General features: G+C 68.2%; 29 protein-coding genes and 1 pseudogene. 10 read left to right on the forward strand and 20 right to left on the reverse strand.

Features of this window, described 5'->3' with window-relative positions; genetic code table 11:
• Positions 1-102: 102 nt before the first annotated feature.
• The 3 genes from ACZ7CH_RS39385 to ACZ7CH_RS39395 are packed head-to-tail and all read left to right on the forward strand — an operon-like array spanning position 103 to position 4724.
• Positions 103-1242, forward strand: a complete 1140-nt coding sequence (locus ACZ7CH_RS39385; protein WP_360401528.1) for an AI-2E family transporter — start codon at positions 103-105, stop codon at positions 1240-1242.
• Positions 1239-3614 carry a phosphoketolase family protein gene (locus ACZ7CH_RS39390; protein ID WP_470376288.1) on the forward strand — a complete coding sequence of 792 codons (2376 nt, stop codon included), beginning with the start codon at positions 1239-1241 and terminating at the stop codon, positions 3612-3614. The genes ACZ7CH_RS39385 and ACZ7CH_RS39390 overlap by 4 nt, the downstream gene beginning before the upstream one ends.
• A gap of 9 nt (positions 3615-3623) precedes the next feature.
• Entirely contained in the window at positions 3624-4724 is a 1101-nt protein-coding gene (locus tag ACZ7CH_RS39395; RefSeq protein WP_470368772.1) for an acetate/propionate family kinase, read from the forward strand.
• Here the strand turns inward: ACZ7CH_RS39395 and ACZ7CH_RS39400 are convergent.
• Entirely contained in the window at positions 4702-5715 is a 1014-nt protein-coding gene (locus tag ACZ7CH_RS39400) for a magnesium transporter (protein ID WP_458433563.1), read from the reverse strand. The genes ACZ7CH_RS39395 and ACZ7CH_RS39400 overlap by 23 nt on opposite strands.
• A 407-nt stretch (positions 5716-6122) precedes the next feature.
• Between ACZ7CH_RS39400 and ACZ7CH_RS39405 the strand changes: the two genes are divergently transcribed.
• Genes ACZ7CH_RS39405 through ACZ7CH_RS39420 form a run of 4 tightly spaced genes read left to right on the forward strand, consistent with a single transcriptional unit; the run spans position 6123 to position 10426 of the window.
• A complete protein-coding gene (locus ACZ7CH_RS39405) occupies positions 6123-6995 on the forward strand; it encodes a universal stress protein (RefSeq protein WP_470368899.1) in 873 nt (290 codons plus the stop codon).
• Entirely contained in the window at positions 6992-7414 is a 423-nt protein-coding gene (locus ACZ7CH_RS39410) for a universal stress protein (protein WP_360401516.1), read from the forward strand. The genes ACZ7CH_RS39405 and ACZ7CH_RS39410 overlap by 4 nt, the downstream gene beginning before the upstream one ends.
• Positions 7411-7878 (forward strand): universal stress protein, encoded by a 468-nt coding sequence (locus ACZ7CH_RS39415; RefSeq protein WP_470376289.1) that lies wholly within the window; start codon positions 7411-7413, stop codon positions 7876-7878. Before ACZ7CH_RS39410 ends, ACZ7CH_RS39415 begins: the two co-directional genes overlap by 4 nt.
• A complete protein-coding gene (locus ACZ7CH_RS39420) occupies positions 7859-10426 on the forward strand; it encodes a cation-translocating P-type ATPase (protein WP_470376290.1) in 2568 nt (855 codons plus the stop codon). The genes ACZ7CH_RS39415 and ACZ7CH_RS39420 overlap by 20 nt, the downstream gene beginning before the upstream one ends.
• A gap of 199 nt (positions 10427-10625) precedes the next feature.
• On the opposite strand, the gene cas6e is transcribed toward ACZ7CH_RS39420, so the two are convergent.
• The 8 genes and pseudogenes from cas6e to ACZ7CH_RS39460 all read right to left on the reverse strand — a co-directional run bounded on the left by cas6e (position 10626) and on the right by ACZ7CH_RS39460 (position 15294).
• Entirely contained in the window at positions 10626-11159 is a 534-nt protein-coding gene (gene cas6e, locus ACZ7CH_RS39425) for a type I-E CRISPR-associated protein Cas6/Cse3/CasE (RefSeq protein WP_470376291.1), read from the reverse strand.
• Positions 11160-11292: 133 nt separating this feature from the next.
• A complete protein-coding gene (locus ACZ7CH_RS39430) occupies positions 11293-11709 on the reverse strand; it encodes an ANTAR domain-containing protein (protein ID WP_470376292.1) in 417 nt (138 codons plus the stop codon).
• 56 nt (positions 11710-11765) lie between these two features.
• Positions 11766-11981 (reverse strand): annotated as a pseudogene (locus tag ACZ7CH_RS39435) (transcriptional regulator); the annotation flags it as partial.
• Between the two features lie 72 nt (positions 11982-12053).
• Positions 12054-12683 carry a GAF domain-containing protein gene (locus ACZ7CH_RS39440; RefSeq protein WP_470368768.1) on the reverse strand — a complete coding sequence of 210 codons (630 nt, stop codon included), beginning with the start codon at positions 12681-12683 and terminating at the stop codon, positions 12054-12056.
• Positions 12680-13078, reverse strand: a complete 399-nt coding sequence (locus ACZ7CH_RS39445) for an HPF/RaiA family ribosome-associated protein (protein ID WP_360401504.1) — start codon at positions 13076-13078, stop codon at positions 12680-12682. Before ACZ7CH_RS39445 ends, ACZ7CH_RS39440 begins: the two co-directional genes overlap by 4 nt.
• A gap of 445 nt (positions 13079-13523) precedes the next feature.
• Positions 13524-13772, reverse strand: coding sequence for a sigma factor-like helix-turn-helix DNA-binding protein (locus ACZ7CH_RS39450; protein ID WP_470376293.1), 249 nt, complete (start codon positions 13770-13772; stop codon positions 13524-13526).
• Positions 13718-14599, reverse strand: coding sequence for a tetratricopeptide repeat protein (locus ACZ7CH_RS39455; protein ID WP_470376294.1), 882 nt, complete (start codon positions 14597-14599; stop codon positions 13718-13720). Before ACZ7CH_RS39455 ends, ACZ7CH_RS39450 begins: the two co-directional genes overlap by 55 nt.
• A 206-nt stretch (positions 14600-14805) precedes the next feature.
• A complete protein-coding gene (locus tag ACZ7CH_RS39460) occupies positions 14806-15294 on the reverse strand; it encodes an ANTAR domain-containing response regulator (RefSeq protein ID WP_470376295.1) in 489 nt (162 codons plus the stop codon).
• A gap of 337 nt (positions 15295-15631) precedes the next feature.
• Between ACZ7CH_RS39460 and ACZ7CH_RS39465 the strand changes: the two genes are divergently transcribed.
• Positions 15632-15787: a hypothetical protein gene (locus tag ACZ7CH_RS39465; RefSeq protein ID WP_470376296.1), complete on the forward strand. Its 156-nt coding sequence runs from the start codon at positions 15632-15634 to the stop codon at positions 15785-15787.
• Between the two features lie 387 nt (positions 15788-16174).
• Here ACZ7CH_RS39465 and ACZ7CH_RS39470 read toward each other — a convergent pair whose 3' ends face one another.
• The 6 genes from ACZ7CH_RS39470 to ACZ7CH_RS39495 form a co-directional block, all read right to left on the reverse strand.
• The gene (locus ACZ7CH_RS39470) at positions 16175-16312 is read right to left on the reverse strand and encodes a hypothetical protein (RefSeq protein WP_360401489.1); all 138 of its coding nucleotides are present in this window, start codon (positions 16310-16312) and stop codon (positions 16175-16177) included.
• Positions 16313-16371: 59 nt separating this feature from the next.
• Positions 16372-16566: a hypothetical protein gene (locus ACZ7CH_RS39475; protein WP_360401486.1), complete on the reverse strand. Its 195-nt coding sequence runs from the start codon at positions 16564-16566 to the stop codon at positions 16372-16374.
• A 614-nt stretch (positions 16567-17180) separates the two neighbouring features.
• Positions 17181-17708, reverse strand: coding sequence for a glycosyltransferase (locus tag ACZ7CH_RS39480; protein WP_458433554.1), 528 nt, complete (start codon positions 17706-17708; stop codon positions 17181-17183).
• Between the two features lie 221 nt (positions 17709-17929).
• Positions 17930-18157, reverse strand: a complete 228-nt coding sequence (locus tag ACZ7CH_RS39485) for a DUF2188 domain-containing protein (RefSeq protein ID WP_360401480.1) — start codon at positions 18155-18157, stop codon at positions 17930-17932.
• 415 nt (positions 18158-18572) lie between these two features.
• Complete coding sequence (locus ACZ7CH_RS39490; RefSeq protein WP_470376302.1) at positions 18573-18956, reverse strand: terpene synthase family protein; 384 nt, start codon at positions 18954-18956, stop codon at positions 18573-18575.
• A 12-nt stretch (positions 18957-18968) separates the two neighbouring features.
• Positions 18969-19217: an isoprenoid biosynthesis enzyme family protein gene (locus tag ACZ7CH_RS39495; protein WP_360401477.1), complete on the reverse strand. Its 249-nt coding sequence runs from the start codon at positions 19215-19217 to the stop codon at positions 18969-18971.
• Between the two features lie 283 nt (positions 19218-19500).
• Between ACZ7CH_RS39495 and ACZ7CH_RS39500 the strand changes: the two genes are divergently transcribed.
• Positions 19501-19677: a hypothetical protein gene (locus tag ACZ7CH_RS39500; RefSeq protein ID WP_360401474.1), complete on the forward strand. Its 177-nt coding sequence runs from the start codon at positions 19501-19503 to the stop codon at positions 19675-19677.
• Positions 19678-19802: 125 nt separating this feature from the next.
• Here ACZ7CH_RS39500 and ACZ7CH_RS39505 read toward each other — a convergent pair whose 3' ends face one another.
• From ACZ7CH_RS39505 to ACZ7CH_RS39520, 4 genes are all read right to left on the reverse strand, one after another.
• Positions 19803-19937, reverse strand: coding sequence for a hypothetical protein (locus tag ACZ7CH_RS39505; protein ID WP_458433552.1), 135 nt, complete (start codon positions 19935-19937; stop codon positions 19803-19805).
• A gap of 322 nt (positions 19938-20259) precedes the next feature.
• Positions 20260-20988: a calcium-binding protein gene (locus ACZ7CH_RS39510; protein WP_470376297.1), complete on the reverse strand. Its 729-nt coding sequence runs from the start codon at positions 20986-20988 to the stop codon at positions 20260-20262.
• A 678-nt stretch (positions 20989-21666) separates the two neighbouring features.
• Positions 21667-22257, reverse strand: coding sequence for a transposase (locus tag ACZ7CH_RS39515; RefSeq protein WP_470376298.1), 591 nt, complete (start codon positions 22255-22257; stop codon positions 21667-21669).
• 50 nt (positions 22258-22307) lie between these two features.
• The gene (locus ACZ7CH_RS39520; RefSeq protein WP_470368761.1) at positions 22308-22778 is read right to left on the reverse strand and encodes a helix-turn-helix domain-containing protein; all 471 of its coding nucleotides are present in this window, start codon (positions 22776-22778) and stop codon (positions 22308-22310) included.
• A 240-nt stretch (positions 22779-23018) separates the two neighbouring features.
• Between ACZ7CH_RS39520 and ACZ7CH_RS39525 the strand changes: the two genes are divergently transcribed.
• Positions 23019-23615, forward strand: a complete 597-nt coding sequence (locus ACZ7CH_RS39525; RefSeq protein ID WP_470376299.1) for a hypothetical protein — start codon at positions 23019-23021, stop codon at positions 23613-23615.
• Positions 23616-24142: 527 nt separating this feature from the next.
• Here the strand turns inward: ACZ7CH_RS39525 and ACZ7CH_RS39530 are convergent.
• Positions 24143-24376, reverse strand: a 234-nt coding sequence (locus ACZ7CH_RS39530) for an ANTAR domain-containing response regulator (protein WP_470376300.1), incomplete at its 5' end; no start/stop codon positions are given.

A 24376-nucleotide genomic window follows, 5' to 3' on the forward strand; every position in this document is an offset into this window, starting at 1 on the left:
GCCGGACTGGCGCTGTCCTCGGTGTTCCCCGGAAACGGTCGTCGTACGGCCGGAACGGGAGTGGTGAACACGATGCCGAGCCAGCGCGCCCATAAGGTTCCTGTGCGGACCATCCTCGCGACTATCGGGCTGACCCTGGCCACGGTCGTGGCGGTGGTGTTCGTGATGCACGTCCAGCGAGTTCTGGTGTGGATGCTCATCGCGGTCGTCTTCACGGTCGCGCTCTACCCGGCGGTGAACTGGCTGCAAGACCATGTCAGGTGGTGCCGCCGCCCGCTGGCGACCCTGGTCGTGTTCCTCGTCGTCGTGCTGGCGTTCGGCGGCATTCTCACGTTGTTCGCCGTGCCGCTGGCCGAGCAGGGCACACGATTGGCGGCGGCGCTGCCGGACATGATCGCGGACGCACGTGGTGGCAGAGGCCCCGTCGGGATCTTGCTGGAGCGCACGAACGCGCTGGAGCTCGCCCGTGACAACGAAGAACGCATCCGGGAGTTCGCCACCGGCCTCGGCACCCCGGCGCTGGGCCTGTTGCGCAGCGCGGTCACCGGCATCGTCGCGACCATCTCCATCTTCGTGATCGCCTACCTCGCGGTGCTGGAGGGTCCGAAGGTCGTCGAGGGAACGCTCGCGCTGTTCTCCTCACAGCGGGCGGAGCACATCCGCAGGGTGGGCGGCGACTGCGCGAAGACCGTCACCGGCTACATCTCGGGCAATCTCCTCATCAGCGCGATCTGCGGTGTGCTGACCTACGTCGTGCTGAAGATCTTCGGTGTGCCGTTCGCCGAGCTGATCGCGATCTTCGTCGCGATCGCAGACCTGATCCCCCTGGTCGGCGCCACCCTCGGCGCGGTGGTCGCGGGTGTCGCCGCGCTCATCCACTCGTTGCCCGCGGCCATCACCGTGGTCATCTTCTTCATCGTTTACCAGCAGCTGGAGAACCACCTGCTGCAACCGGTGATCTTCTCCAGGACGGTCAAGCTCAACCCGTTGACCGTGCTCGTCGCCTTGCTCTTGGCGACCGAACTCGCCGGAATACTCGGCGCACTGCTCGCCATCCCGGTCGTCGGCGTCATCCAGGTCGTCCTGCGCGACATCTGGCACCACCGCGGCGGACAACCGGTTGCGGCGCCGACCGCGGTGACGGACACCACGATCCGAGGAGACGCGGCCTGGACGACCGGTTCGTCGAACACCGTCCACAACAGACGATCGCTACAACCTGATGAGGAGTCACGCTCGTGACACGCACCGACCTGGCACCGGCCTTCACCCGGCACGACCTCGAGCTGATCGATGCGTACTGGCGGGCGGCGAACTACCTGTCGGTCGGTCAGATCTACCTGTTGGACAACCCGTTGCTGCGCGATCCGCTGCGGACCGAACACGTCAAGCCGCGCCTGCTCGGGCACTGGGGAACCACTCCCGGGCTGAACCTGTTGTACGCGCACATGAACCGGGTCATCAACGCTCGTGACCTCAACGCGCTGTACGTGACCGGTCCTGGTCATGGTGGTCCAGGACTGGTCGCCAATGCCTACCTGGAAGGCACCTACAGCGAGGTCTACTCCTCGATCGGGCAGGACGAGGACGGGCTGCGGGCGTTGTTCCGGCAGTTCTCCTTCCCCGGCGGCATTCCCAGCCACGTCGCGCCCGAGACACCCGGTTCCGTCCACGAGGGCGGAGAGCTCGGCTACGCGCTGGTGCACGCCTACGGTGCGGCGTTCGACAACCCGGACCTGCTGGTGCTGTGCGTGGTGGGGGACGGGGAAGCGGAAACCGGTCCGCTGGCGGCCAGCTGGCATTCAAACAAGTTCCTCAACCCGGCGACGGACGGCGCGGTGCTGCCGGTGCTGCACCTCAACGGCTACAAGATCGCCAACCCGGCCGTGCTCGCACGGATCCCCGACGACGAGCTCACCGCGTTGATGCGCGGGTACGGCTATGTCCCGCACTTCGTCGTGGGTGACGATCCCATGGACGTGCACGAGCAACTGGCGGCCACGCTCGACCTCGTGCTCGATGACATCGCCGCCATCCAGCACCGGGCCCGCGAAGGATCCGGCACGGGGAAGCGCCCGCTGTGGCCGATGATCGTGCTGCGCACGCCGAAAGGCTGGACGGGGCCCAAGGTGGTCGACGGCCTGCCGGTCGAGGGCACGTTCCGCGCCCACCAGGTACCGGTCGCCGCGACCCGCGCGAACCCCGAGCACCGTGAACTGCTGGAACAGTGGATGCGCGGATACCGCCCGGACGAGCTGTTCGACCGCACCGGGCGACTGATCCCGGAACTGCAGGCACTCGCCCCGCGAGGGGCCCGGCGGATGAGCGCCAACCCGCACGCCAACGGCGGCCTGCTGTTGCGCGACCTCGTCATGCCCGACTTCCGCGACCACGCCGTACCGGTGGAGCGTCCTGCCGCAGAAGCCGCCGAGGCGACCAAGGTGCTGGGCGCGTTCCTGCGCGACATCATCATCCGCAATCCCGACCGGTTCCGCGTCATGGGGCCGGACGAGACGGCGTCCAACCGCCTCTCCGCGGTGTTCGAGGCGACCGACCGCACGTGGAACGCCATCACCGAGCCCGGTGACGATCACCTCGCTCCGGACGGACGGGTGATGGAGGTGCTGTCCGAGCACCTGTGCCAGGGCTGGCTCGAGGGCTACCTGCTCACCGGCCGTCACGGCTTGTTCAACTGCTACGAGGCGTTCATCCACATCATCGACTCGATGTTCAACCAGCACGCGAAGTGGCTCAAGACGACACGCGCGATTCCGTGGCGAGCACCGATCGCGTCACTGAACTACCTGCTGTCGTCGCACGTCTGGCGCCAGGACCACAACGGGTTCTCCCACCAGGACCCCGGGTTCATCGACCACGTGGTCAACAAGAAAGCCGAGATCATCCGGGTGTACCTGCCGCCGGACGCCAACACGCTGCTGTCGGTGACCGACCATTGCCTGCGCAGCAAGCACTACGTGAACGTCATCGTCGCCGGCAAACAGCCCGCGTTGACCTACCTGAGCATCGACGAGGCGGTCGCGCACTGCACGCGCGGTCTCGGGATCTGGCCGTGGGCGAGCAACACCGACGGCGAGCCCGATGTCGTACTCGCCTGCGCGGGAGAGATCCCGACGCTGGAAACCTTGGCCGCCGCGGATTTGCTGCGCGCCCACCTTCCCCAGCTGAGGGTGCGGGTCATCAACGTCGTGGACCTGATGCGGCTGCAGCCCGCCAGCGAACATCCGCACGGGCTGTCCGACGGCGACTTCGACGCGCTGTTCACCACGGACAAACCGGTGATCTTCGCATTCCACGGCTATCCGGCGCTGATCCACCGGCTCACGTACCGGCGCAACAACCACCACAACCTCCATGTGCGCGGCTACAAAGAAGAAGGCACCACGACCACGCCGTTCGACGTCCTGATGCTCAACGACCTCGACCGCTTCCACCTCGTCATGGACGTCATCGACCGCGTCCCGTCGTTGGGCAGCAACGCCGCGACGCTGCGCCAGCGGATGACGGACGCTCGTTTGGCGGCACGCCGGTACACCCGCGAACACGGCGAGGACGACCCGGCGATCTCCGGCTGGACCTGGCCGGAACAGGACTGAGCAGTGCGAGTGCTGGTCGTCAACGCGGGCTCGTCGAGCCTGAAGCTCCGCTTCCTCGACGAGCACGACGCGGTGCGGCACACCGCTGACCTGCCTGCCGGAGCGGACGGGTTCGACACGTCGCGCCTCGCCGGAGTCCTGCGTGACTGGGACGAACCGGATGTGGTCGGGCATCGTGTCGTGCACGGTGGAACCGGCTTCACCGGTCCGGTACGGATCGACGACGTGGTGCGGGAGCGGTTGCACGATCTGACCGGCCTCGCCCCGCTGCACCAACCCAAGTCGCTCGCCGCTCTGGACGCCGTCACCGGACAATTCCCCGGTATCGCCGCGGTGGCGTGCTTCGACACCGCTTTCCACGCCACGATCCCGGAGGCGGCCGCGACCTACGCGGTGCCACGCGAATGGCGGGACCGCTACGCGATCCGGCGCTACGGATTCCACGGCCTCTCGCACGGCTACTGCTCGCGCCGCGCGGCAGAACTGCTCGACCGGCCGCAGGCCGGGCTGCGGGTCGTCTCCTGTCACCTGGGCGCGGGAGCGTCGCTCGCGGCAGTGGTGGACGGACGCAGCGTCGACACCACCATGGGCTTCACCCCGTTGGAAGGTCTCGTGATGGCGACCCGGTCCGGTACCGTCGATCCCGGATTGGTGCTCTGGCTGGAAGAGCACGAACACCTGTCACCGCACGAGGTCGCCACGGCGTTGGAACAGCGCTCCGGACTCACCGCGCTCGCCGGCACCGGTGACATGCGCGAAGTAGAAGCCGCGGCGGATCGTGGAGACACGGACGCGGCCCTCGCTCTGGACGTCTACACACATCGACTGGTGGGTGGCATCGGCGCCATGGCGGCGGCAACCGGGGGGATGGACGTTCTCGTGTTCACCGGTGGGGTCGGTGAACACTCGTCCGCGGTGCGACGTCGAGCGGTCGAGCGGCTGCGGTTCCTCGGCGCGGCCATCGATCTCGACCGCAACGACACCGTGCGCGACGATCAGGACATCACCGCCGCCGGTGCGGACGTGAGGACACTGGTGATCACCGCTCGGGAGGACCTCCAGATCGCTCGCGAGGCGCGCGGTATCGTCACAGCAGAGCGGTCGCGATGACGAAGTAGACGTAGACCGAGAGCAGGTCCTGGACGACGGTGGCCAGCGGGCCAGAACCGAACGCGGGATCGCGGCCCAGCCGGTGCAGCAGCCACGGCAGGGCCATGGCGATGGCGGTCGCGATCGACGAAGCCACCAGCAACGCGGCCGACACGGCCAGCGCCACTTGGAAGTCACCCCACACCAGCAGGATCGGCGGGAAGGCGATCGCCGCGAGCAGGGTGCCGAGCAGCACGCCGGTGACGACCTCGCGCAGCGCGACACGTCCGATCCCGATGCCCACGGACAGCCCTCGGATCACGAGGGCCACGGTCTGGGTGCCGACCGCGTCGGCGATGTACACCACTCCCGGCACGAACAGCGCGACGAGGACCTGGCGGGCCAGCAGTTCCTCGAAGGACCCGACGATTCCCGCCGCCAGCAGTGCTCCCGCCAAGCCGACGAGCAGCCACGGCAGACGGTGCCACAGCCGCCTTGCCACCCGCTCCGTGCTCGCGCTTCGCGCAGATGCAGATGTCGTGAGGAAACCGCCGAGCCTGGCGAGGTCCTCGTCGTGCTCCTCGATGAGGACGCCGAGCAGGCGCTGTGCCGAGATCAACCCGCGGAACCGGCCGTCCGGTGTGATGACGGCGAGCCCGGGTTCCCGGTTCTGCACCGCCTGCCGGGCCGCTTTCTCCTGATCGACGTGGGGGTGCACCACAGGAGGCCGGGCATCCATGATCGCGCTCATCGGCGTGTCAGGCGAGGCCGCGAGCAGCTGCTCGATCGTGACGAGCCCGATCAGGGCGTCGCCACGACACACGGCCAGCACCGCCGCGCTGTCGAACTTCCGCCCCCGCAGACCGGCGTGCACCTCGTCCGCGATGTCGGTCGCCGCCACGACCGGCACGTTCATGGAGGCGTGCGCGGCCGCTGTGCTGAGCAGATCGGCCGGTCCCCGGCCGGTCACCGGCTGGTTCGGATCCGCGGTCCCGGACAGGGACGGGTTCATCGTCTTGCGTGCCGGTGGTCGGTTGACCGGCGCCAGCCGATGAAAATGTTCACGGACGTCTCCTCACGAGACCGTGGCGACCGCGGGGTCGGGCGGGCGTGGAGGAAGGTTGCTCGAGCGTAGAGACCAGCATCCTTCCCGCACAAGGTGCGCTCCTGTCCGAGGCCCTCTACGCTGAGTGGTACATCCGCCCCGGACCTCGGCGGCGCACGCGTGGATCGCTGACGCGCCGAGGAGGTCGTGGGATGTTCCCTCTTAAGTCGCCGAATTGTCGCGCAACGTGATCGCCGTGCACCGAATCGCCGGAACCTCGCTCGCGAGGGTTCCGCGTCTCCGCGCGCCACTTGGGTGTGTCCTGAGTGGATGGTGATGCCCACGTACGACTCTTGGTATGAGGAGAACTCGTGATGAAGGGACCTGCGGCACCCGTCGTGGTCGGTATCGACGGCTCGTCCTCTGCGCTCGCGGCGGTGAGGTGGGCAGCCGACGACTGCGCCCGCCACCACGCACCGTTGCGCCTGGTGCACGGCTACCTCCTGCCGAGCCGCGGCTATCCGGAGGTCATCCTCACGGGCACCGAGGTCCACCAGGCGATCGAAGCACAAGCGCGCACATGGCTGGACGAGGCCGCCCAAGCCGCACTGGCTGGTGCGCCCGACATCGATGTGACGACGCACGTCGTCGCAGGGGGTGCAGCGACATCGCTGATCGAGGAGTCGCGTGAGGCCCGGCTGATGGTGCTCGGATCGCAAGGACTCGGCGGCGTCACCGGGTTGCTCGTCGGCTCGACCGCGCTCGCACTGGCGTCGCACGGCCAATGCCCGCTCGTGGTCGTGCGTGGGACACCGCGTTCTGAGGGGCCGGTGGTCGTCGGCGTCGACGGGTCGCCGACGAGCGAGGCAGCGGTGGCGTTCGCGTTCGAGGCCGCATCGGTGCGTCGCGCGCCGCTCACCGCGGTGATGTCGTGGCACAACCTCATGATCGGCAGCGACTTCGACGACTCGCAGTTCGCGATCAACTGGAACCGTGTCGAGGAGCAGGAACAACGCCTGCTGGCACAACAACTCGCCGGCTGGCAGGAGAAGTACCCAGACGTGCAGGTCGACCGCGTCGTGCTGCACGACCGGCCGGTACGAGCCTTGACGCGGTTCGGCGAGCAGGCCCAGCTGCTGGTGGTGGGCAGTCGAGGGTACGGCGGGTTCGCCGGAATGCTGATCGGCTCGACCAGCCAGGCGCTGGTTTACCACGCGCCCTGCCCGCTCGCGATCGTACGGCCATGAGCGACATCGCGACCGGGACCATCGTGGTTGGCGTGGACGGATCTCCCTCCAGCGAGGCGGCACCGGGCTGGGCTCCGGCGGAGGCGCGGCACCACGGCTACCCGGTCGTCGCGATCTTCGCCTGGCACCGGCACCACGCCCTGATGATCGGTCCGATTCCCGTCGAGTTCGGCATGGAGTGGACGTCCGAACGCGTGCGCGCGGGACACCAGGCCGTACTCGACAAAGCGGTGAGGGCGGGCAACGGCTCCGGGGTGTGCAGGACCCTCGCCGAGGGCGATCCCAAGTCGGTGCTGATCGAGGCCTCGCGCAGCGCCGTGCTGCTCGTGGCAGCGCTTTCCGACGCGGGTCAAGGACAGGCAACGCGTGCCGGCGCCCGCCGCCGGTCGAGGCTCGGAGTCGACGAGGTGGAGTCATGAGCACAGCAAACCCGATCGTTGTCGGGGTCGATGGAACGTCGGTGTCAGAGCGAGCGTTGCAGTGGGCGATGGACGAGGCTCTCGTCCGCGACTGCCCGCTGCACGTCGTGCACGCGTGGAACTACGAGCCGCTCGCGGACTGGACGCAAACAGACGCGGCCCGAGGGATGCCGGCGTCCGAAGCACTGGTGGAGAACGCGTTGCGTGCCACCCTGGCAGGGCGCACCGACATCCCTGTGATCGTCCGGCGAAGCGTTCGAGGCGACGCCGCCGAAGTGCTGGAGCAGCAGTCGGTGGGTGCGACCATGCTCGTCGTGGCCACTCACAGCGGGCACTGGCTGCGCAAGACCGTTCTCGGATCGACCAGCACGCACTGCGTGCGGCACTCGTCCGCACCCGTCCTCGTGATCCCCGTGCAACGAGAGGCACGCAACGAGCAGAGCCATGCCGCTGACCAGAGCTGATACCAAGGCTCCCACTCCGCACGCGCAGCCGGCCGACGAGGTCGTGCGACAGGCCCGCTCCGATGCGATGACCGGACTGTCCACTTCAGACTGGCAGAGCAGGCTCGCGGAGCTCGGACCGAACGAGTTACCGCCCAGCCGAGGGTCGAACTGGGTTGTGCGGCTGCTGAAACAGCTGCACAACCCGCTGATCTACGTCCTGCTCGCGGCCGCGGTGCTCACCGCCGCACTCGGCGAGATCGTCGACGCGTCTGTCGTGCTCGCCGTCGTCGTGATCAACGCGATCATCGGGTTTCTGCAGGAGATGCGGGCCGAACGCGCACTGGACGCCCTCGCGGCGATGACACGCACCGAGGCCACGGTGTTGCGCGACGGCGTCACGTCCCGTGTCCCATCCGCCCAACTGGTGACCGGTGACGTCGTTCTCCTGGAAGCGGGCGACCAGGTGGCCGCCGACCTGAGACTCGTCGACACGCAGGAGCTCAGCGTCGACGAGTCCGCGCTCACCGGCGAATCCTCGCCGGTGTCGAAAGACCCGCTGGCACTGCCACCGGACACCGCGCTCGCCGACCGGGCCAACACGGCCTACTCCAGCACACTGGTCACTGCCGGCAGCGGCCGAGGCGTCGTCACCGCGACGGGCACCGACACCGAGATCGGCCGAGTGCACCGCCTCGTGGGCACGACGGTGACGGTCCGGACGCCGCTGACACGCAAACTCGCACGGTTCAGCCAGGTGCTGACACTGGTGATCCTCGGGCTGGCCGTGGCCAGCGTCGCGGTCGGACTGCTGCGAGGAGAACCGCTGGCGGGCATGGTGACCGCGGCGGTTGCCCTCGCGGTGGGCGCGATTCCGGAAGGCCTGCCCGCGGCGGTGACGGCGACGCTCGCGATCGGCGTCGCGCGGATGGCACGCAGGAACGCGATCGTTCGCCGGCTGCCCGCCGTGGAAACCCTCGGCAGCACCACGGTGATCTGCACCGACAAGACCGGCACCTTGACCGCAAACGCCATGACCGTGCGGACGGTCGTCGTCGGCACCCGGCACCCGGCACCCGGCACCCGGCACCACGAGCTAACCGGTATCGGCTATTCCCCAGAAGGGGACCTCGCGCCACCCGCGGACGCGGCGGTCCGAGAATGCCTGCTCGCCGCGTGGGCGTGCAACGACGCGCGAATCATCGAGGAGAAAAGTGAGTGGCAGCCTGTCGGCGACCCGACCGAGGCCGCACTCGTCGTCGCGGCCCGCAAAGCAGGACTCGGCACCGCCGACGTGCCGGCACGGGTGGACGTGCTGCCGTTCAGCTCGGAACGCCTGTTCATGGCGACCCAGCACACCGGCGGCGCCGTGTACGTCAAGGGCGCGGTGGAACGCGTGCTCGAACTCGCAGGCTTGGAACACGGCGTCGAAGCCGAAGAACTGGCACGCGACGGCCTGCGAGTGCTCGCGATCGGAACCGCCCATGGCGCTGAGCTGACCGAGGAAGCACTGCGCGGCAAGGTGACCTTGCTCGGACTGGTCGCGATGCAGGACCCACCTCGTCCCGAGGCGATCGAGGCCGTGCACGCCTGCCAGGCCGCCGGCATCGAAGTGAAGATGATCACCGGTGACCACCCGGCGACCGCACGGTCGATCGCGGCCCACTTCGACATCGACGACGTCTACGCGAGAGTGTCACCGGAGGAGAAGCTGCGGCTGGTCACGGAATTCCAGGCACGAGGCGAGGTGGTCGCGATGACCGGGGACGGTGTGAACGACGCACCCGCCCTGCGCCGCGCGGACATCGGCGTGGCGATGGGCAAGGGAGGCACCGAGGTCGCCAAGCAGGCGGCCGACATGGTGCTCACCGACGACAACTTCTCCTCGATCCGCGCCGCCGTCGAGGAAGGCCGCGCGGTCTTCGACAACCTGCGCAAGTTCATCATCTGGACCCTGCCCACCAACATGGCAGAAGGCCTGGTGATCCTCACCGCGATCGTGCTGGGCACAGCCCTGCCGATCCTCCCGGTGCAGATCCTGTGGATCAACATGACCACCGCCGTCGCGCTCGGCCTGCCCCTCGCCTTCGAACCCCGCGAGCCAGGCGTCATGCGCCGGCCGCCGTTGCCGCCGACCCTGCCCCTGCTGACCAGATCGCTGGTGGGGCGCGTCGCGTTCGTCTCCGCGGTCCTGCTCGCCTGCTCGTTCGGAGCGTTCCGCTGGCAGCTCTCCTCCGGGGCGTCACTCGAACTCGCCCGCACCGTGGCGGTCAACGTGTTCGTCGGCGCGCAGATCGCCTACCTGATGAACTGCCGATCACTGGAAAACCTGCGGTCGCGCGCCGGACTGCTGAGCAACCGATGGCTGCTCGGTGGTATCGCGCTGACCATCGGTCTGCAACTGCTGCTGACCTACCTGCCCGCGATGAACACCTTGTTCCACACCGCGCCAATGCCCTGGCACACCTGGACTTCCGTCCTGGTGCTGAGCGCCCTGACGTACGTGCTGGTGGAACTCGACAAATGGCGCCGCCGTATCGCAGCGGTGAGGCGACGTCCTTCCGGCTAGCGGCACTGGCGTCGCCGCAGCGCTCTTGGTACCTGCGTCAGCTCTTTTCACTTGGTTTGCGCACGGGCGTCCGCGCTCCGCAGCGGTCGGCATGTGCCGGCTGGCCGGGGGAGAACACTGGAAGAAGTCGAGGTGTGGCAACAGGGTCGAGCTGCGCTGAACCAGCTGCGACAGCGGGACCGGCCTCGCGCCGGGGATGTCAGGCACGCTTCACCGGGGCGAGGGTGAGCAGCCCGCAGCCGTAGGCCTTGCCGTGTCCGATGCCGTGGGTGAGGCTGTGCCGCAGCGCGTCGGGGTCGGTGATCTCCAGGCGGCCCTCGAACACGGCGGTGGCCAGGGTGACGGTGCGTCCTTGGCGCCGGAACTTGAGGTGTTCGCGACCGCGGACGGCCACGTCGGGTTCTTTGTGCTCGCCGCGGGGAATGGTGAAGCCGTGGCGTTCGGTCCGGGTGAGCAGCCAGTCGGTCTGCTGGGCCACGGTGACGTGACCGAAACGCTGTGACCGTGCGGCGTCGTCGCTTTTGCGCCGGTTGCTCACCGGGTTGGCCTTGAGTCGGAACGCCCACTCGTCGCCGGCGTTGAGCCGGTCGAGCAGGCGGGTGTAGTCGCGGGTGTCCCAACCGTGGGTGGTGGGCCAGCCGACGTCCTCGACCAGGTGGGTGAGGTCGGGCTTGTGCGGGCTGACGATGTAGAGCAGGGCTTGATGGTCACGCTGATCAAGCCGCCACAACACCCGCCCGTTCCCGGCCGGTGCCGCGGCCAGGGTGGGGAACCGGCCAGCACGGCGGCGTGGAGTTTCTGCGGTGAGGCGAGCAGATCGCGGGCGGCGCGGCGGGCCGGGTTGATCTCGAACCGGGTCAGGTGCATCAGAAGATCTCCTCGAACACAGTCATCGGGTCGAGGGGATCGCCGGCGGCAGCCGCAGGCACTGGCTGGTGGGCCGGATTGGAGATGGTGACCCGGCCGTGCCGCACGGATCGCCACCCGTAGCGGCGTTCGCGGGGATCGAAGCTCAGCGGTTCGTCGCGGACGAGTTCGCTGCCGGGCTCGCCCTCGGGCACTTCGGAGAGCAGCTGGTTGGTGTTGCGGGCGTGGGTGCGCATCAGCGAGAAGGCGTCCTCCACGTCGATCTGCGGGCGCTCCGTCAGCACGCCCTTGGCCTGCTCGATGGTGATGTGGCTCGTGAGTGCGGCTTGCAGCTGTTCCGCGAGCACCCGGTTCCGCCGGATCGCGCGCACCTGGAGAAGGCTGATCGTCGCGACGTTCGCGAACGACTGCGCCAACGTCGTCGCCTCGGGGGGAGTGCATCCGGCGAGGTCCGGAACAGGTTGAGCGTGCCGATGACCTCGCTCCGCAGCCGCATCGGCACCGCGTCGACCGCGACGAACCCGAGGCGCACCGAGGCGGCGTTGAACCGGGGCCACCGCGGTGGCCCCGCGCGCAGGTCGTCACACCGGACGCTCTGACCTGAGCGGAAGCACTCCTCGGAAGGGCCTTCTCCGTCGTGTGCCAGGTGGTGCTCCAGCGGCCGGGTCATCTTGGTCGAGACGGCCATCAGCTTGAGCACCTTGTTCGTCGGCCAGCGCGACGAAGGTCTGGGCCACCCGGTCCGACATTCGCGCCACCTCTACTTGTCGATGTTGGTGCACATGAGTCCGCGCTCGGCCCGGTCGTTCGCCACCGAGAAGAGGTGGCGGACCGCAGGGCCGGACGGTCCACGCGTGCGGATGGACGCCTTTCCGCCGTGCTCGTCCTCCGCGCTCCGGCCCGCGGGCCGGTCGAGCAACAGGGCCGTGGCCACGTCGGCCAGGTGCACCGCGTCGGCGATCTCGTCCGGGAGCAGGGCGCCGCAGGCGTCCCGGTGGATCTCCAGAGTGCCGAGCGAGTGCGCGTTGAGCACCAATGGGAACGCGAACATCGCCGCCACCCCGATCGCGATGGCAGCGGGGGCGAAGACGGGCCAGTGCTTCGTGGCGGCGAGGTCCGGCACCAGCACGGGCCAGTTCTGCCGCGTCGCCGTGAAAGCCGGACCCTCCGCGAGCATGGTCTGCAATTCAGCGATTTCCACCCCGCAGAAGCCGGCGGTCTCGAACGGCTGGACGCCATCTCGTGTGGTCCGCAGGTAGATCGCGCTGCCGACCGCGTTCGTCCGCACGCCGCAGGCGATGCAGACGTGGCGAACGGCGACCTGCCGGTGCTCGTCCTCGTTCTCGTAGGTCTCCACGTCGGCCACCTGGCGGTGCTGCTCGGTGCTCATGTCGCTAGCCGATCCCGGGTTCGGGCGCCACCGGCCGCAGCGATCGGTTGTGACGCGGTTCGGTGCGGGTCTGTCTTCGCCTCGTCGACCTGACGGATCAGGTCGTCCCTGGCCTCGCCGAGTGCCGACGACAACAACCGCTGCTTCGACGAGGTCGCGACGAAGTGCACGCGGTGCGCGCTGCTGATCCAGCACTGCGGGACGACCCGCTGCTCGTCGCCGTCGCGGTCCTTCAGGCTGATCTCCAGGTCCACCTGGTCGTCGCGGTACGACCGCAGGCGGGTGCCGAGCGCGGCCAGACACCCCACGACCCAGTCGCGTCCGGTGGCGTGGAAGCCGGCGGAGAGATGCAGGCGCTGGACGATCACTGACGCGTCGGCCGGGACCGCGTTCATGCTTTGCCGCATACGGTGCTCAACTGAAATCTCCTCGTGAGATCAGAGCGACCGCGGGGTCCGGGCGGATCAATATCAGAGTAGCCCCTGCGCGGTCGTTCTCAAACTTCTTCAACTCATTGTGCGAAGGCCGCGCCGGGCGGCCGGTGCTGCGGGACGGGCGTGCGCGTGACCTGGTGCCGGACTGAAAGTGCACGTGACCAGCGTTCTCTGTCGAAGGGTGGGCTGCAGTAGGGCCCTGGTGTCGCTCCGCATGGTCGCGCCAGAACGGTTTCCGGGGGTTTGTTCTGAAACAATCTCCCTTAGGAAAAATTGGACCATCTCGTGGTCAACGATTTTTGTCGCGATTTTTCGCGGTGCGGCTCACAAACGTATCGACGCTCGTGCGTCTGTTTGGCGAGTGGCGGAAGCACCGATGCAGTGATTGCGCCTCACGGCACCGAGGTCAGGACAGCCTGATCACAGCACGGAGGGTTTCGAGCGCCTGGTGCTGCACCAGGCGTACCGCTGCTGGCGTGGACCCGAGCACGTGTGCCGTCTGCTCCGCGGAGAGGCCTCGAACGACCCGCAGGCGCAGGACTTCGCGCTGATCTTCGGTGAGTGCCGCGAGGTGCCGAAGGCCGGGCCACACCGGACCGCTCACGACGCCCTGGAAGTACCGTGACCCGCGTCGAAGTGGTCGGCGAGGCCCCACGCCCCTGCGTAGTCCTCATGCCTGCGTACCAGGGACGCGAGCGGGCGGAAGCGGTCGCGCACGCGGGCCGAGTCGACGAGTGCCGACATCGTGAGGGCCCGCATCCCGCAGTCCACCACGCCCTGGACGTCTCCTTCGACCAGATGGCTGGTGGACAACAGGATCAAGCTGAACGTTCGGCCCCGGACCAGTATCTCGTCGTACTCGCCGATTGCCGTGGTGAGCAGGGGAACGGCGGTCCGCCCGTGCCGTCGTCCCACCGTGACCGACAGGTCCGTGTGCACGGCTCTTGCGATCGCGGAGAGCTCCGCCTCGGTGAAGAAAGCCGCCCAACCGGCCACGTCGACGCGGTTCACGGCGGCGAACTCGTCCTGGCCGCGATCGAGCAGCGCGAGGGCGCCGTGCTCGGCCCCCTTCTTGGCGTACGCCCACGCCGCGTTCACGGAGAGGATGCCGGCCGCGAGGTCGTCGCCGGCCTTGGCAGCCGCGAGCCGGCCGATGTCGAAGTGGCGCAACGCCTTGTCGATCTGCCCGTGGTGCAGGAACACGCGCCCCAGCCGGTAGCACACGTTGGCCGTCAACCCGTCCGCACGCGCGAGCCCGACCAGGGCGAGGGCGTGGCCGAAGTGGTGGTGCGCGGAGCTCACCAGGCCCGCGTCGAATCTGGCCCACCCCGCGATGTTCCGCAGATTTGCCACAGCGGCGTGCAGTCGCTGCCGTACGTGCGCCGGCACGCGTGTGGTGAGCAACGGCAGGCTGTCACGGACCTGGCGCCGGATGTCATCGAGGCAGTTCTCACCGCCACTGCGGTGGTCCAGTTCGCGCAACGCCCGAGTGTGTTCTTCCGGGCGTGTGGCGTTGGAAAGTCCGATCATGACGGGCACCCCGAGCCTTGAGTGGCGGATGGTGCCGCCGGGGTCCGGGGCGGCTGGATCGACATCGATCTTAGTACGGCACCCACGTCGTGATCCGCCGCTGTTCGGGTGCATATGACTCGGGTCGCCATGTACCTGGGCGGACCGACCGGACCTGCTCACCGCCCGGCGACGCTGCCGTGGAGGTGCCTGGCGACGTCACGGAGTCTGACGTCGTTGTGCTGCGACTGCTGGACGAGCAGTTCGAAGGCCTGGTCGGCGGTGCAGGCGTGCACCGCCATGAGAATCCGCTTGGCCTGCTCGATGACTGCACGTGAGGCCAGCGCGGTCTCGAGGTTGCCGATGTGCTCACGCGATCTCTGCCGCTGGTGGGCGTTGCTGATCGCCGCGCTGGCCGCCGTGGTGAACAACCACATCACGCTCTCGTCGGACGGGTCGAAGGCCGGCGCGCTGTAGCTGCAGATGTTGAGCGATCCCATGTGGACGGCGTCGTTGCTGTCCGATGCCGGAAGCTCGATGGCCGCGGAAAGGCAAGCGCGCGCGGATTCCAGGCAGGGGCCGCGGTCGGCGTCGTACTGCCTCTCGTCGGCTCCGGCGGAAGTGCTGTCGCTGGCCGCGGCGGTCCTCGGGCGCTCATCGTTGACCATGACCGTGACCGCGTCGGCGTCCTGGATCGCTTTCGTCGCGGTGTCGGCGAGCCGCTCGAGGATGTCCGTCGAGGGGCTCCTCGACGGACATCCCGTCCCTCAGCGTGGTCAGAGCCACGGCCGCCTCGTCCCGGCACTCCACCGCGTCCCTGCGGGTCGGCTTCGGCGGTGTGCGCGTTTTCCGTCCGAGGACGGTAGCCAGGTTGTCCATGCCGCATCGCCTTCCGCGGGGAACGAGTTCGCGGCGCTCGTGCTCAACGCGCAGCGAATGGTACGGCGCAGAGGTGTCGGCGAGAGTGCCGCGAAGGCGAGGACGACGAATCGATGTGGTGACCGGGTGTTCCAAGGCCCGTACCAGCCCGGCGGCCACGCGAAGCGGTTCCACGACAACGAAGGCGGTCGGCAGCGCTCGCGTCGCGACCCTGCGGCCACCCCGGACGGCCAGAGCACCCGCCCGCCCACGACCGAGTTCTCCGGGAACTCGGTCGTGTAGTTGTACGCGGCGATCCACCTGACGAGTTCGACGGTCCGGTGTGCCGCCTGCCTGGCGAGGAGCTTCGGGTGCACACGTGGGTGAAGTACGCGCCGATCAGCAACCGGCGGGGTTCGGCCAGGTCGACGTCCGCGGGCAGGCGGTGGCTGACGCTCGCGAAGTTGTCCGCGAAGGTCGCGCGGATGTCCTGGTGCCGTTCCGCGAACAGGCGGACCGTGCGCTCGAGCGCGGCGAGGACGACGCCGTCGTCGAGTGCCATGACCCGCCGGATCACGGCTGCGGACCGCGACTCGTGCTCGGGCACCTTCTCGCCGGGCACGAACAGCCTGGTGATCACCCGGCGCGGGTCCGGACGCAGCCGCAGCCGGCTTCGGGTGACGCGTGCGTTCATCCGGTGCTCCTCAGCAGCGTGCGCAGGTGCTGGCGGGTGGAGATCAGAGCCAGGGTCGACTCGGCCCCCTGGTTGTTGTTCGGGCCTTGCGGGGTCAGCCCGTCGTAACCGCCGCCGGTCTGATCGTCGCGCATCGACGAGCCGAGGTCGTTGTCACCGTTGAACCACGCGATCGAACGGTGGATGCCGCGAGTCAGGTGGGGTCGCCGGTGCAGCGGTAGCCGCGGGCGCAGGCGTCGGCCATCGCGGCCGCCTCGATCGGCTGCTGGTCGAACGCCGGGCGCTGCTCGCCGAGGAACCACCCACCGGTTGGGACCGGTGAGAGGTGGAAGTCCGTGGACTCGACGCCCAGCAGCCACTCCAGCAGCCGCAGGCCGTCATCGCGCACCTTGTCGTCGGCGAGGAGATCCCCGCGGCGATCAGCGCCTCGGCCAGCGCGGCGTTGGCGTAGAACAGCCGGTTCTCGGGCCACGGCCACGTCGGGTCGGGACGTGGTTCACCGACGTACGAGGGGACATCGCCGAGCAGCGCGGCGGCGGAGGCGTGGACCGGATCGGCGCTGAGGCCCTCGGCGGCGCCGAGCGCGGCGAACGTCATCGAGCGCACCGACGGCGGCCGGCGGTGCGCGCTGCGGTCGAAGCACTCCAGTGCTGTCCGGCGGATCGAGGGCACCGGGCAGCGGGCGGCGGCGGTGCCGAGTCCCCACAGCGCCCGGCCCCACCAGTCGCCCAGTCCCGGCTCGTCCTGCCAGTCGCGGCCTAGGCCCGAGACGGTTGTGGAAGCGCCCGTCCTCGTTCTGCGCGTAGGCCATGAAGGCCAGATAGCCCTCAGCCAGCCCGGCCAGTTCGGCGGGCAGTTCCGGTTCGCGGCTCAGGACCACCAGACCCCTGGCGACGTCGTCGAGGCAGTAGCCGTGCTCCCGCCGCGGCAAGGGGCCTTCCGCGTGCTCGTAGAGACCCGTGTCGTCGCTGAGCCGCACCAGGTGGGAGAAGTCGGGTTCCCTCATCGTGTCAGGACGACTCGGGTGGTGAGCAGGTCCTCGGCGAGGCGGAGATACCGGCCGGCCACCGCGGGCCAGCTCAGCGCCGGACGGAGCTCGGTGGAGCGGTCGTGCATTCCCGCGGCGAGCTGGGGCTCCGTCAGCACGCGCCGCAGCGCCGCCGTGATGGCCGCAGGGTCTCGGTGCGGCACCAGCAGACCGGCTCCGCCGGCCAGCAGTTCGACGGCGTGCGGGAACACCGTGGTGACGACCGGTCCGCACGCCGCGAGCGCTTCGACGAGCACGCCCGACGTGACCTGTTCGGAGGAGTCGTAGGGGAGCGGGACGACATCGGCCCGGCCCACGAGGTCCGCCAGCGCGTTCGCCTCGAGGTAGGTCGGATCGAACTCCACCAGGTCCCCGACGCCGTGGGCGGCGGCACGGTCGCGCAGGTGCGTCCGGTACCTCTCGCCCCCGTGCGCCAGCACCTTCGGATGGGTCTGCCCCGCGATCAGAGCCGCCGCGAGCAGCGCGAGCAAGCACGCCACCACGACGGCACCCGTTCGAACCCTTCCCGTGATTCTGGGGGATCCGTTGTGCGGCCGTTCGCCGTTCACCGATTCTTCAATTTCTGAACACTGTCTGCCGCTTATCCGACCGTGGCGTTCGAAGTCCACTGTGGATGTTGTCGCGAATTGGGCCGGCCTCGTTCAGCAGGACAGCGGAACGCCACCAGCACAGGACAGTCGCGTTGCCGGCGGCCGCCAGAGACTCAGCGGGAGAGAGTGCGCGGGTCGCGCCCGCGGGGGTACACCTCGTGCTCCGCGACCGAACCGTCCCGGTCGCGGACGACGTGGTCCACCGCGTGCGAGATGGCCATCTCACGGCCGTTCGTGCGCGCATCTTCCTTGGACAGGTGAATGCTGGAAGGAAGGTCGTTCCCCTCGACCTTGTTCTTCCACCGGCCGTTTTCGAAGTAGGTCTCGATGTCGCCACGCATGGGCTCACTCCCCGCAGGTTCGACCTTCCGAGTACCCGCTGGCGCCGGCTGTCACACCGCTTGCCCTCCGCGAGCCGATCGGTCGCGCCGCTTGGTCGAGATGCCCGTCGTGCGGGCCTTGTGCAGCGTGCCCGCGCAGATCAGGTTCGGAAGCCGCTGCCCGGAAACCCGATCGAGATCAGATCAAAGCGAGTTCGTGCATGCCGGGAATACGTTTCGTGCAGGTCAGCCGAGCGTCGGTGGATCGCGGCCATCACCGGTCATCCACGACACCGGTGGCGTCCACCTCGACAGCCAGATGTCTGGCCAGCGCCCGCACACCCCTCCGAGGCTCGCCCGAAGTCACCGAGCCCGTCGTGTTTCGACGGGTTTCGCGTTGCCAGGCGAGGGATCCGTCCCGCGCCCGGCGGATCAGCTAGGCCCGGTCGCCGCCGGCACCGCCCTGCTCGAAGTCGTCCATGCGCCCGGCGAGCATCGTGCGAGCTTTCGCCGCAGCCTCGACCAGGCTGCACCGGTGGTGCCGGGCGAGCACAGTGATGAGATTGTCCGTGCCCTCCTCCAACTCCCGCCGCGCGGAACGCAGGTCGTTGGTCCAGGCGATGATGTCGGCGGTCGCGTTGCGCAACCCGTCCAGTTGACGGGCCTCGGGCAGAGCGCGTTCCATGACGGCCAGCACCGGCAACACCGTGATGGTGCGTCGGCGCAACACCACGTAATCGTCGAGCCCGAGCCGCTCACCAGACGCCCGCAGCTCCGCCTCCGTGCAGATGGCCTCGGCAAAGTCCCGGTACAGCCCGATGAACTGGTCGCTTCATCCCGGCCGAGCCGCCGCTTTCGTGCGGCCCCACAGGTCGCCGAGTGCGCGCACCGCTGCCACCGGGTGCTCACTTCGGTCCGCGCCGCTGAGCACCTCAAGGAGCTGTTGCAGCAGCTTCCGCACCTCGGCCGGTGACTGCCCTTCCTGGTCGAACCTGTCGTCGACCAGCGCGACGAACGCACCCCACTCGGCTTTGACCCCCAGCTCAGCAGGGTCCGCATGCGGAGTCAGCCATCCGGCCATGCGCCCGTGCCCCATGCGACCCAACCGCCGCGCCTGCTCGCCCTCGCTGACCAGGCCGTGTCGGGCAGCCCACGACCTGGCCTGGCGTTCAGCGTGAATTCAGTACGAGTTGCAGATAGTGATCATCGCATCGGGCACTACCGACGAATGGCCGCGACCCGAGCCGTCCGTTCAGGCGGTTGCTGAGACACCCGGGAGAGTGATTACCTCTCGGACGGTGCGAGGTCGCGCACGTGTCATCTCATGATGCCGGGGCGTTCTTGACCCAGCAGATCTTCCGCTGGTGGCCGTCGAGGTCCTCGAAGACGCGTTGATGGAAGAAGTCCGCATCCCACGGTGGCGAGTACTCCTGGCCGCCAGCGATGATGGCTCGGTCGACGATGAGCTCCACATCGCCGCGGTCGTTGGCGAAGATGTCGAACACGGCTTCGATTTCGGTCCGGGTGTCGACGACGCGTGAGATCGAGGTCGAACCGAAGCCCGATCGCGGTGAAGAACTCCTTGCGGCGGGAAAGATCCGCTACCCGCATGACGGTGAACAGACGATGTTCCATCGACTCTCTCCCCGCCCTCGACCCACGCCCTTCAGTACACGAAACTCGTGCCGAACCCGTGCACGGAGCGGTAGAAGCAGACCGCGGCGGACAGGTGTGGCGTCTTGGCCCGGTTGCGCTCGGCCTGCGCAACGATCGACTGGCCGATGGTTGTGACGATGTCCAAACGGAGGAGCGTTTCGTTGCATGAGCGGCGGGCCCGACCGGCGAGGTGCCTTGTCGGAGGTTGGGGATCAGTATGTCCACATCGGACTACATTCTGCTGGGCAGGACACTTCGGTCTGGAATTTCACCCGGTTGCGATACCTGCTGAGAGAGTTCGCAACTGGTCGAAGACGCCACGAGCGGCGTTCCGGGGCTGACAGGTGCGTTCGGCACGAGGACCCTGGCCTCCGCGGAGCCCGGGGCCCTCTCGGGACGGGATCAGGGCCTGACTTCTCTCCTCGCTCGGATGCCCAGCGACTGGATCAGTTCGTGGGGCGGATACCTCATGGCGTGGTCGGTAGGAGACAGGTGTAGCTCAGGGGGAGCAGGCTCACGAACGTTCCTCCGGCTCCGGTGCAGATGCTGCGGGCTTCCTGGACGCGGCGGTTCGCCGGGCTGAGGGGGTTGAACACGCAGACATATCCCACCGGGTTCACGGTGAGGGTGAGCACGCCGCCGGTCGCGATGCACAGTGCGGTTGCGTTTCCCGTGCCCGAGCCGGGGCCCGTTGCCGGCGGGGTGCTGGTGTTCTCGCAGCTGGCGTGGATGTCGGGGTCCGGTGCGGGCCCCTGGCAGGTGTCGACGCCGAGGCCACCGTCGAGGCTGTCCTGGCTGCCGTCGACGGAAGCGCCGATGAGGGTGTCGGTGCCCGCGCTGCCGGAGATCGTGTCGATGCCCAGGCCGCCGGTGAGGGTGTCGTTGCCGGTGCCGCCGGTGAGGGTGTCGTTGCCGTCGCCGCCGTCGATCGTGTCGTCGAGCGCTGAGCCGGTGATGGTGTCGTTGCCACCGTTGCCGCGGATCGTCTTGGCGGGATCCGTTCCGCCGCAGTCGATCGTGTCGTTGCCGGGACTTCCAATCACGACGGTGTCGGTCTGGGTCACACCGGCGCTCACGACGCAGTTGACGGCGGCCTGGGCGGTCAGTGGAGCGACCGCCCACAAGCCGGGGACCGCGAGAACTCCGGCCACCGCGGCGACGATCACCCGGCGGATCTGACTCTGCTGGATCCTCATGTCTTCATTTCCCGAACACGATTTGTTCATAGCCGCACAGCGCGGACGCGCCAGCGGAGAAGAGTGCGCGAGCGACGCGCGGAGACCTTGCCGAAGCAGCCTGTGCGGCTACTCGCACATGCGAAAACCTCGGCTCGTGATCTGTACCCATGATCATCGCGGGTCATGTCACGTCACCGAGGTCCGGGGTAACAGACCGAAGTGTACTCCTTCAGATGCGCCGACCGGTACCGCCGTCCCCTAAATGGCCCACCTGTGCGGAAGTTGATTGTGGTGGGCTTGGCAAAAAACCTGATCAGACACTATGGAACACATATTTTCTCATGGCTTGGAACCGGGGTTGTCCCACAGATTTGGTTAACGTCCCGGTGAAGATCGAAGGCTAGTACCGGTTGATCGTTGCCGCTGTTCTCGTAATTCGCGCCTCCGTAATTTCCGTCCGCTGTTTCGGTGATATTTTCGTGGCGTGTGGGTGGTCAGGCGGGCGAAAGCAAGGCAGGCGGTGGCAGAGGAGACCTCAGTCCCGGGCTCACTTCAGAGTGAAAGGTCGGTCAAGGGATCGACAGCACGTACCAGTACGACGGGCCGGGCCCTGGTCGACCTGGGCACCGCGGTGGGACGGCTTTACCGGCAACGCCGGGACCGTCACCGGCGGCGCCGGTAGCGATACCGTCGTGCTCACCGCGGGCAAGGGCGGCAACGGCGGTCTTGGCGGCCTCGGAGGTAACAGCGGTCTCGTCGCCGGTGGCGCGGGTGCCGGTGGTATCGGTGGCGCCGGTGCGGCCGGCGGCGTCGGCACTGGCGTTGGACGAGAGGGCGCTTGCGAACCGGTGGCAGGAGCAGCCAGGACCCGTGTTTGGGTGTGTGGTGGATCTCGAGTCGCTGAGCCAGGGCGAAGGCCTCGCCGGGGTCGAAGGCTTCGTAGAGCGAGGCGATGCCGTGGGTGTTGAGGTTGTCCATGACCAGCACGACGGTCTCGGCGTCGGGATAGTCCACGGTCAGTAGGTGTTTGACCTGCCCTGCCCAGTCGAGTTTGGTGCGCTGGGCCAGGGCATGCACGCGGCGCCAGCCACGCAGCGGTTCTGCCCACACGAAGATCGAGCAGGTGCCGCACCGGACGTACTCACTGTCCTGGCGGGCATCGCGGCCCGGCCGGGCCGGCAGCGGGTCGCGGACCTCGCCAAGGAACTGGAAGGGCTTCTCGTCCATGCACACGACCGGGCGGGCAGGGTCGTGCGGGCGGGCGTAGACGGCGAGGACGTCTTCCATGCGGGCTGCGAACTCCGCGTTCGCCTTCGGCGGGATGTTCCAGCACTTCCTCAGATGAGGACGCAGTTCCGTTTTTTCAAAACCCGGCCGATGGTCGAGTGGTCCAGGTTCGGGATGTCCTCGGTGAGCTCGACGTGTTTTTCCAGCAGCCGCAACGACCATCGAGCATGCCCCGCCGGCGGCTGCGAGCACGCCAGGGCGATCAACCGGGCCTCGACCTCACCGGTGACCGGCGACGGCACCGGCGGAAGGTCACGCTTCTTGCGCCCGATCGTGGCCAGGACATCACCGCCGGTCTCGGCGAATCGCTTGGCGACCAGCCGCAGCATCTCACCCGAGACCCCGAGCCGATCTGCGATCACTTCCTTCGGATCGGGCTCACCTGCCGAGGTGTCCAGCGCGAGCAGTACCCGCGCCCGCCTGATCGCTGAGGCTGAGTGCACACCAGTGGTGGTCAGCCGGATCAGCTCTTCACGATCCCGCGCCGACAACGTCACCGGCCGCTTCAACTGGGAGGCCATGACAACAGCCTCCCAGCCAAACGCGCCATAACTAAGCAGCGACACTACTGGTGCCGCATCTCGGAACGTTGACCCGGTGATCGGCTCGGTCTGCTGACGGTCCAGGCTGGTCCTCCCATGTCGAGCGGGGCGAGTGCGGTGCTGACGATCGCTCCGATGCGCGTCGTACATCTTCTGCGCGTCGACGAACTCGCAGCTCTTGGGCCCTGATTGCACGCCATGGGGCTGTAACCTGCACAAATGATCAATCCGTTCGGGGTGAGTCTCGGCGCCAAGGCCGCACGCCTGCTGGCCCGGCTCGGACGCGCCGAGATCCGCCCAGGGTTGACGGAGCAGGAGTTGACCGGTATCGAAGCGCGGTTCGGGTTCGCGTTCGCCGACGACCACCGCGCTTTTCTCGCGGCGGGGCTGCCCGCGGGAGGGGCATGGCCCGACTGGCGTCACGGCAACGCCGCGCAGCTTCGTTCCTGGCTCGACAGACCGGTCGAGGACGTGGTATTCGCGGTGGCGGAGGCGGACTTCTGGCATCCGAGCTGGGGCACGCGCCCTGCCCGGCAGACCGACGCCGTAGCCGGCGCGAGGGCGCACTTGGCGTCAGTGCCGCAGCTGGTTCCGGTCTACTCCCATCGCTACCTGCCCGCGGGCCAGGCGACATTCGCTCACCCGGTGTTGTCGATCCGCGGCGCCGACATCATCCCCTACGGGTACGACCTCATCGACTACGTGCACCAGGAGTTCGGCGGCCCGCAGGGCAGAGCCGACGAGGAGCGGCACGTCGTTGCCGCCACAGCAGCGTTCTGGTCGGATTTCCTGTCCTGGTCGAACCGGGAAGGGTAGGGGGACCACGCACCGCTCGGCACGGATGAGCCATGAGCACCGCGCCGACCGGGTCCGCCCCACGGTTGGGCTCTGCGGGATGGGAAGCCCTCGCAGAAACCTCCGTCAACACGCCTCAGCCTGAGCTGAAAGACCCAGCTAGTGCTGCGTCACGCAACCTTGATCAGGTAATCGGCCCAGGTGCGGATAGCGGTCGGCCCGATGTTTCGGCAGAGCCCCATCAGTATGCCGAGTTTTGAGGTGGAGCTCCCACGAAACCGGCGAGTTGCGTCTTCAGCGTGGAGGGAGTCGGCGACGTGCGCCCAGACGTCGCCTTGCTCATTGACACGCCCACCAGCGCACCGCACGCGGGCGAACAGTTCGCGCGTCCACGATCCCCGCTTTCCCGGCGCCGCCGCCGCACATCACTCGAGGCCACGGTCGACGGCGGAGAGCTTCATCAGCGGCGCCTCAGAACGCTTGAGAACCCAGGACGAATAGCTGGCGGGGCGAGGTGTTGCCCGTCTGCCGCGAACGGCGCCGACCGTTCAGGAACCGGCGACCGAGTCGAGGAGGTTCTTGGCGATGTAGCGGAGTTTGACGTTCTCGTGCTGTGAGCGTTGCACGAGCATCGTGAAGGCTTCGTCGGCGCTGCAGGAGTGCACGGCCATCAGGACACCTTTTGCTTGGTCGATGACGGCCCGGGAGGCGAGAGCCTTTTCCAGGCTGTCGATGTGGTCTCGTGAGCGTTGCCAGCGCTGGGCGCTGGCGATCGTGACCGA

It is taken from the genome of Lentzea sp. NPDC037011, from assembly GCF_055607425.1.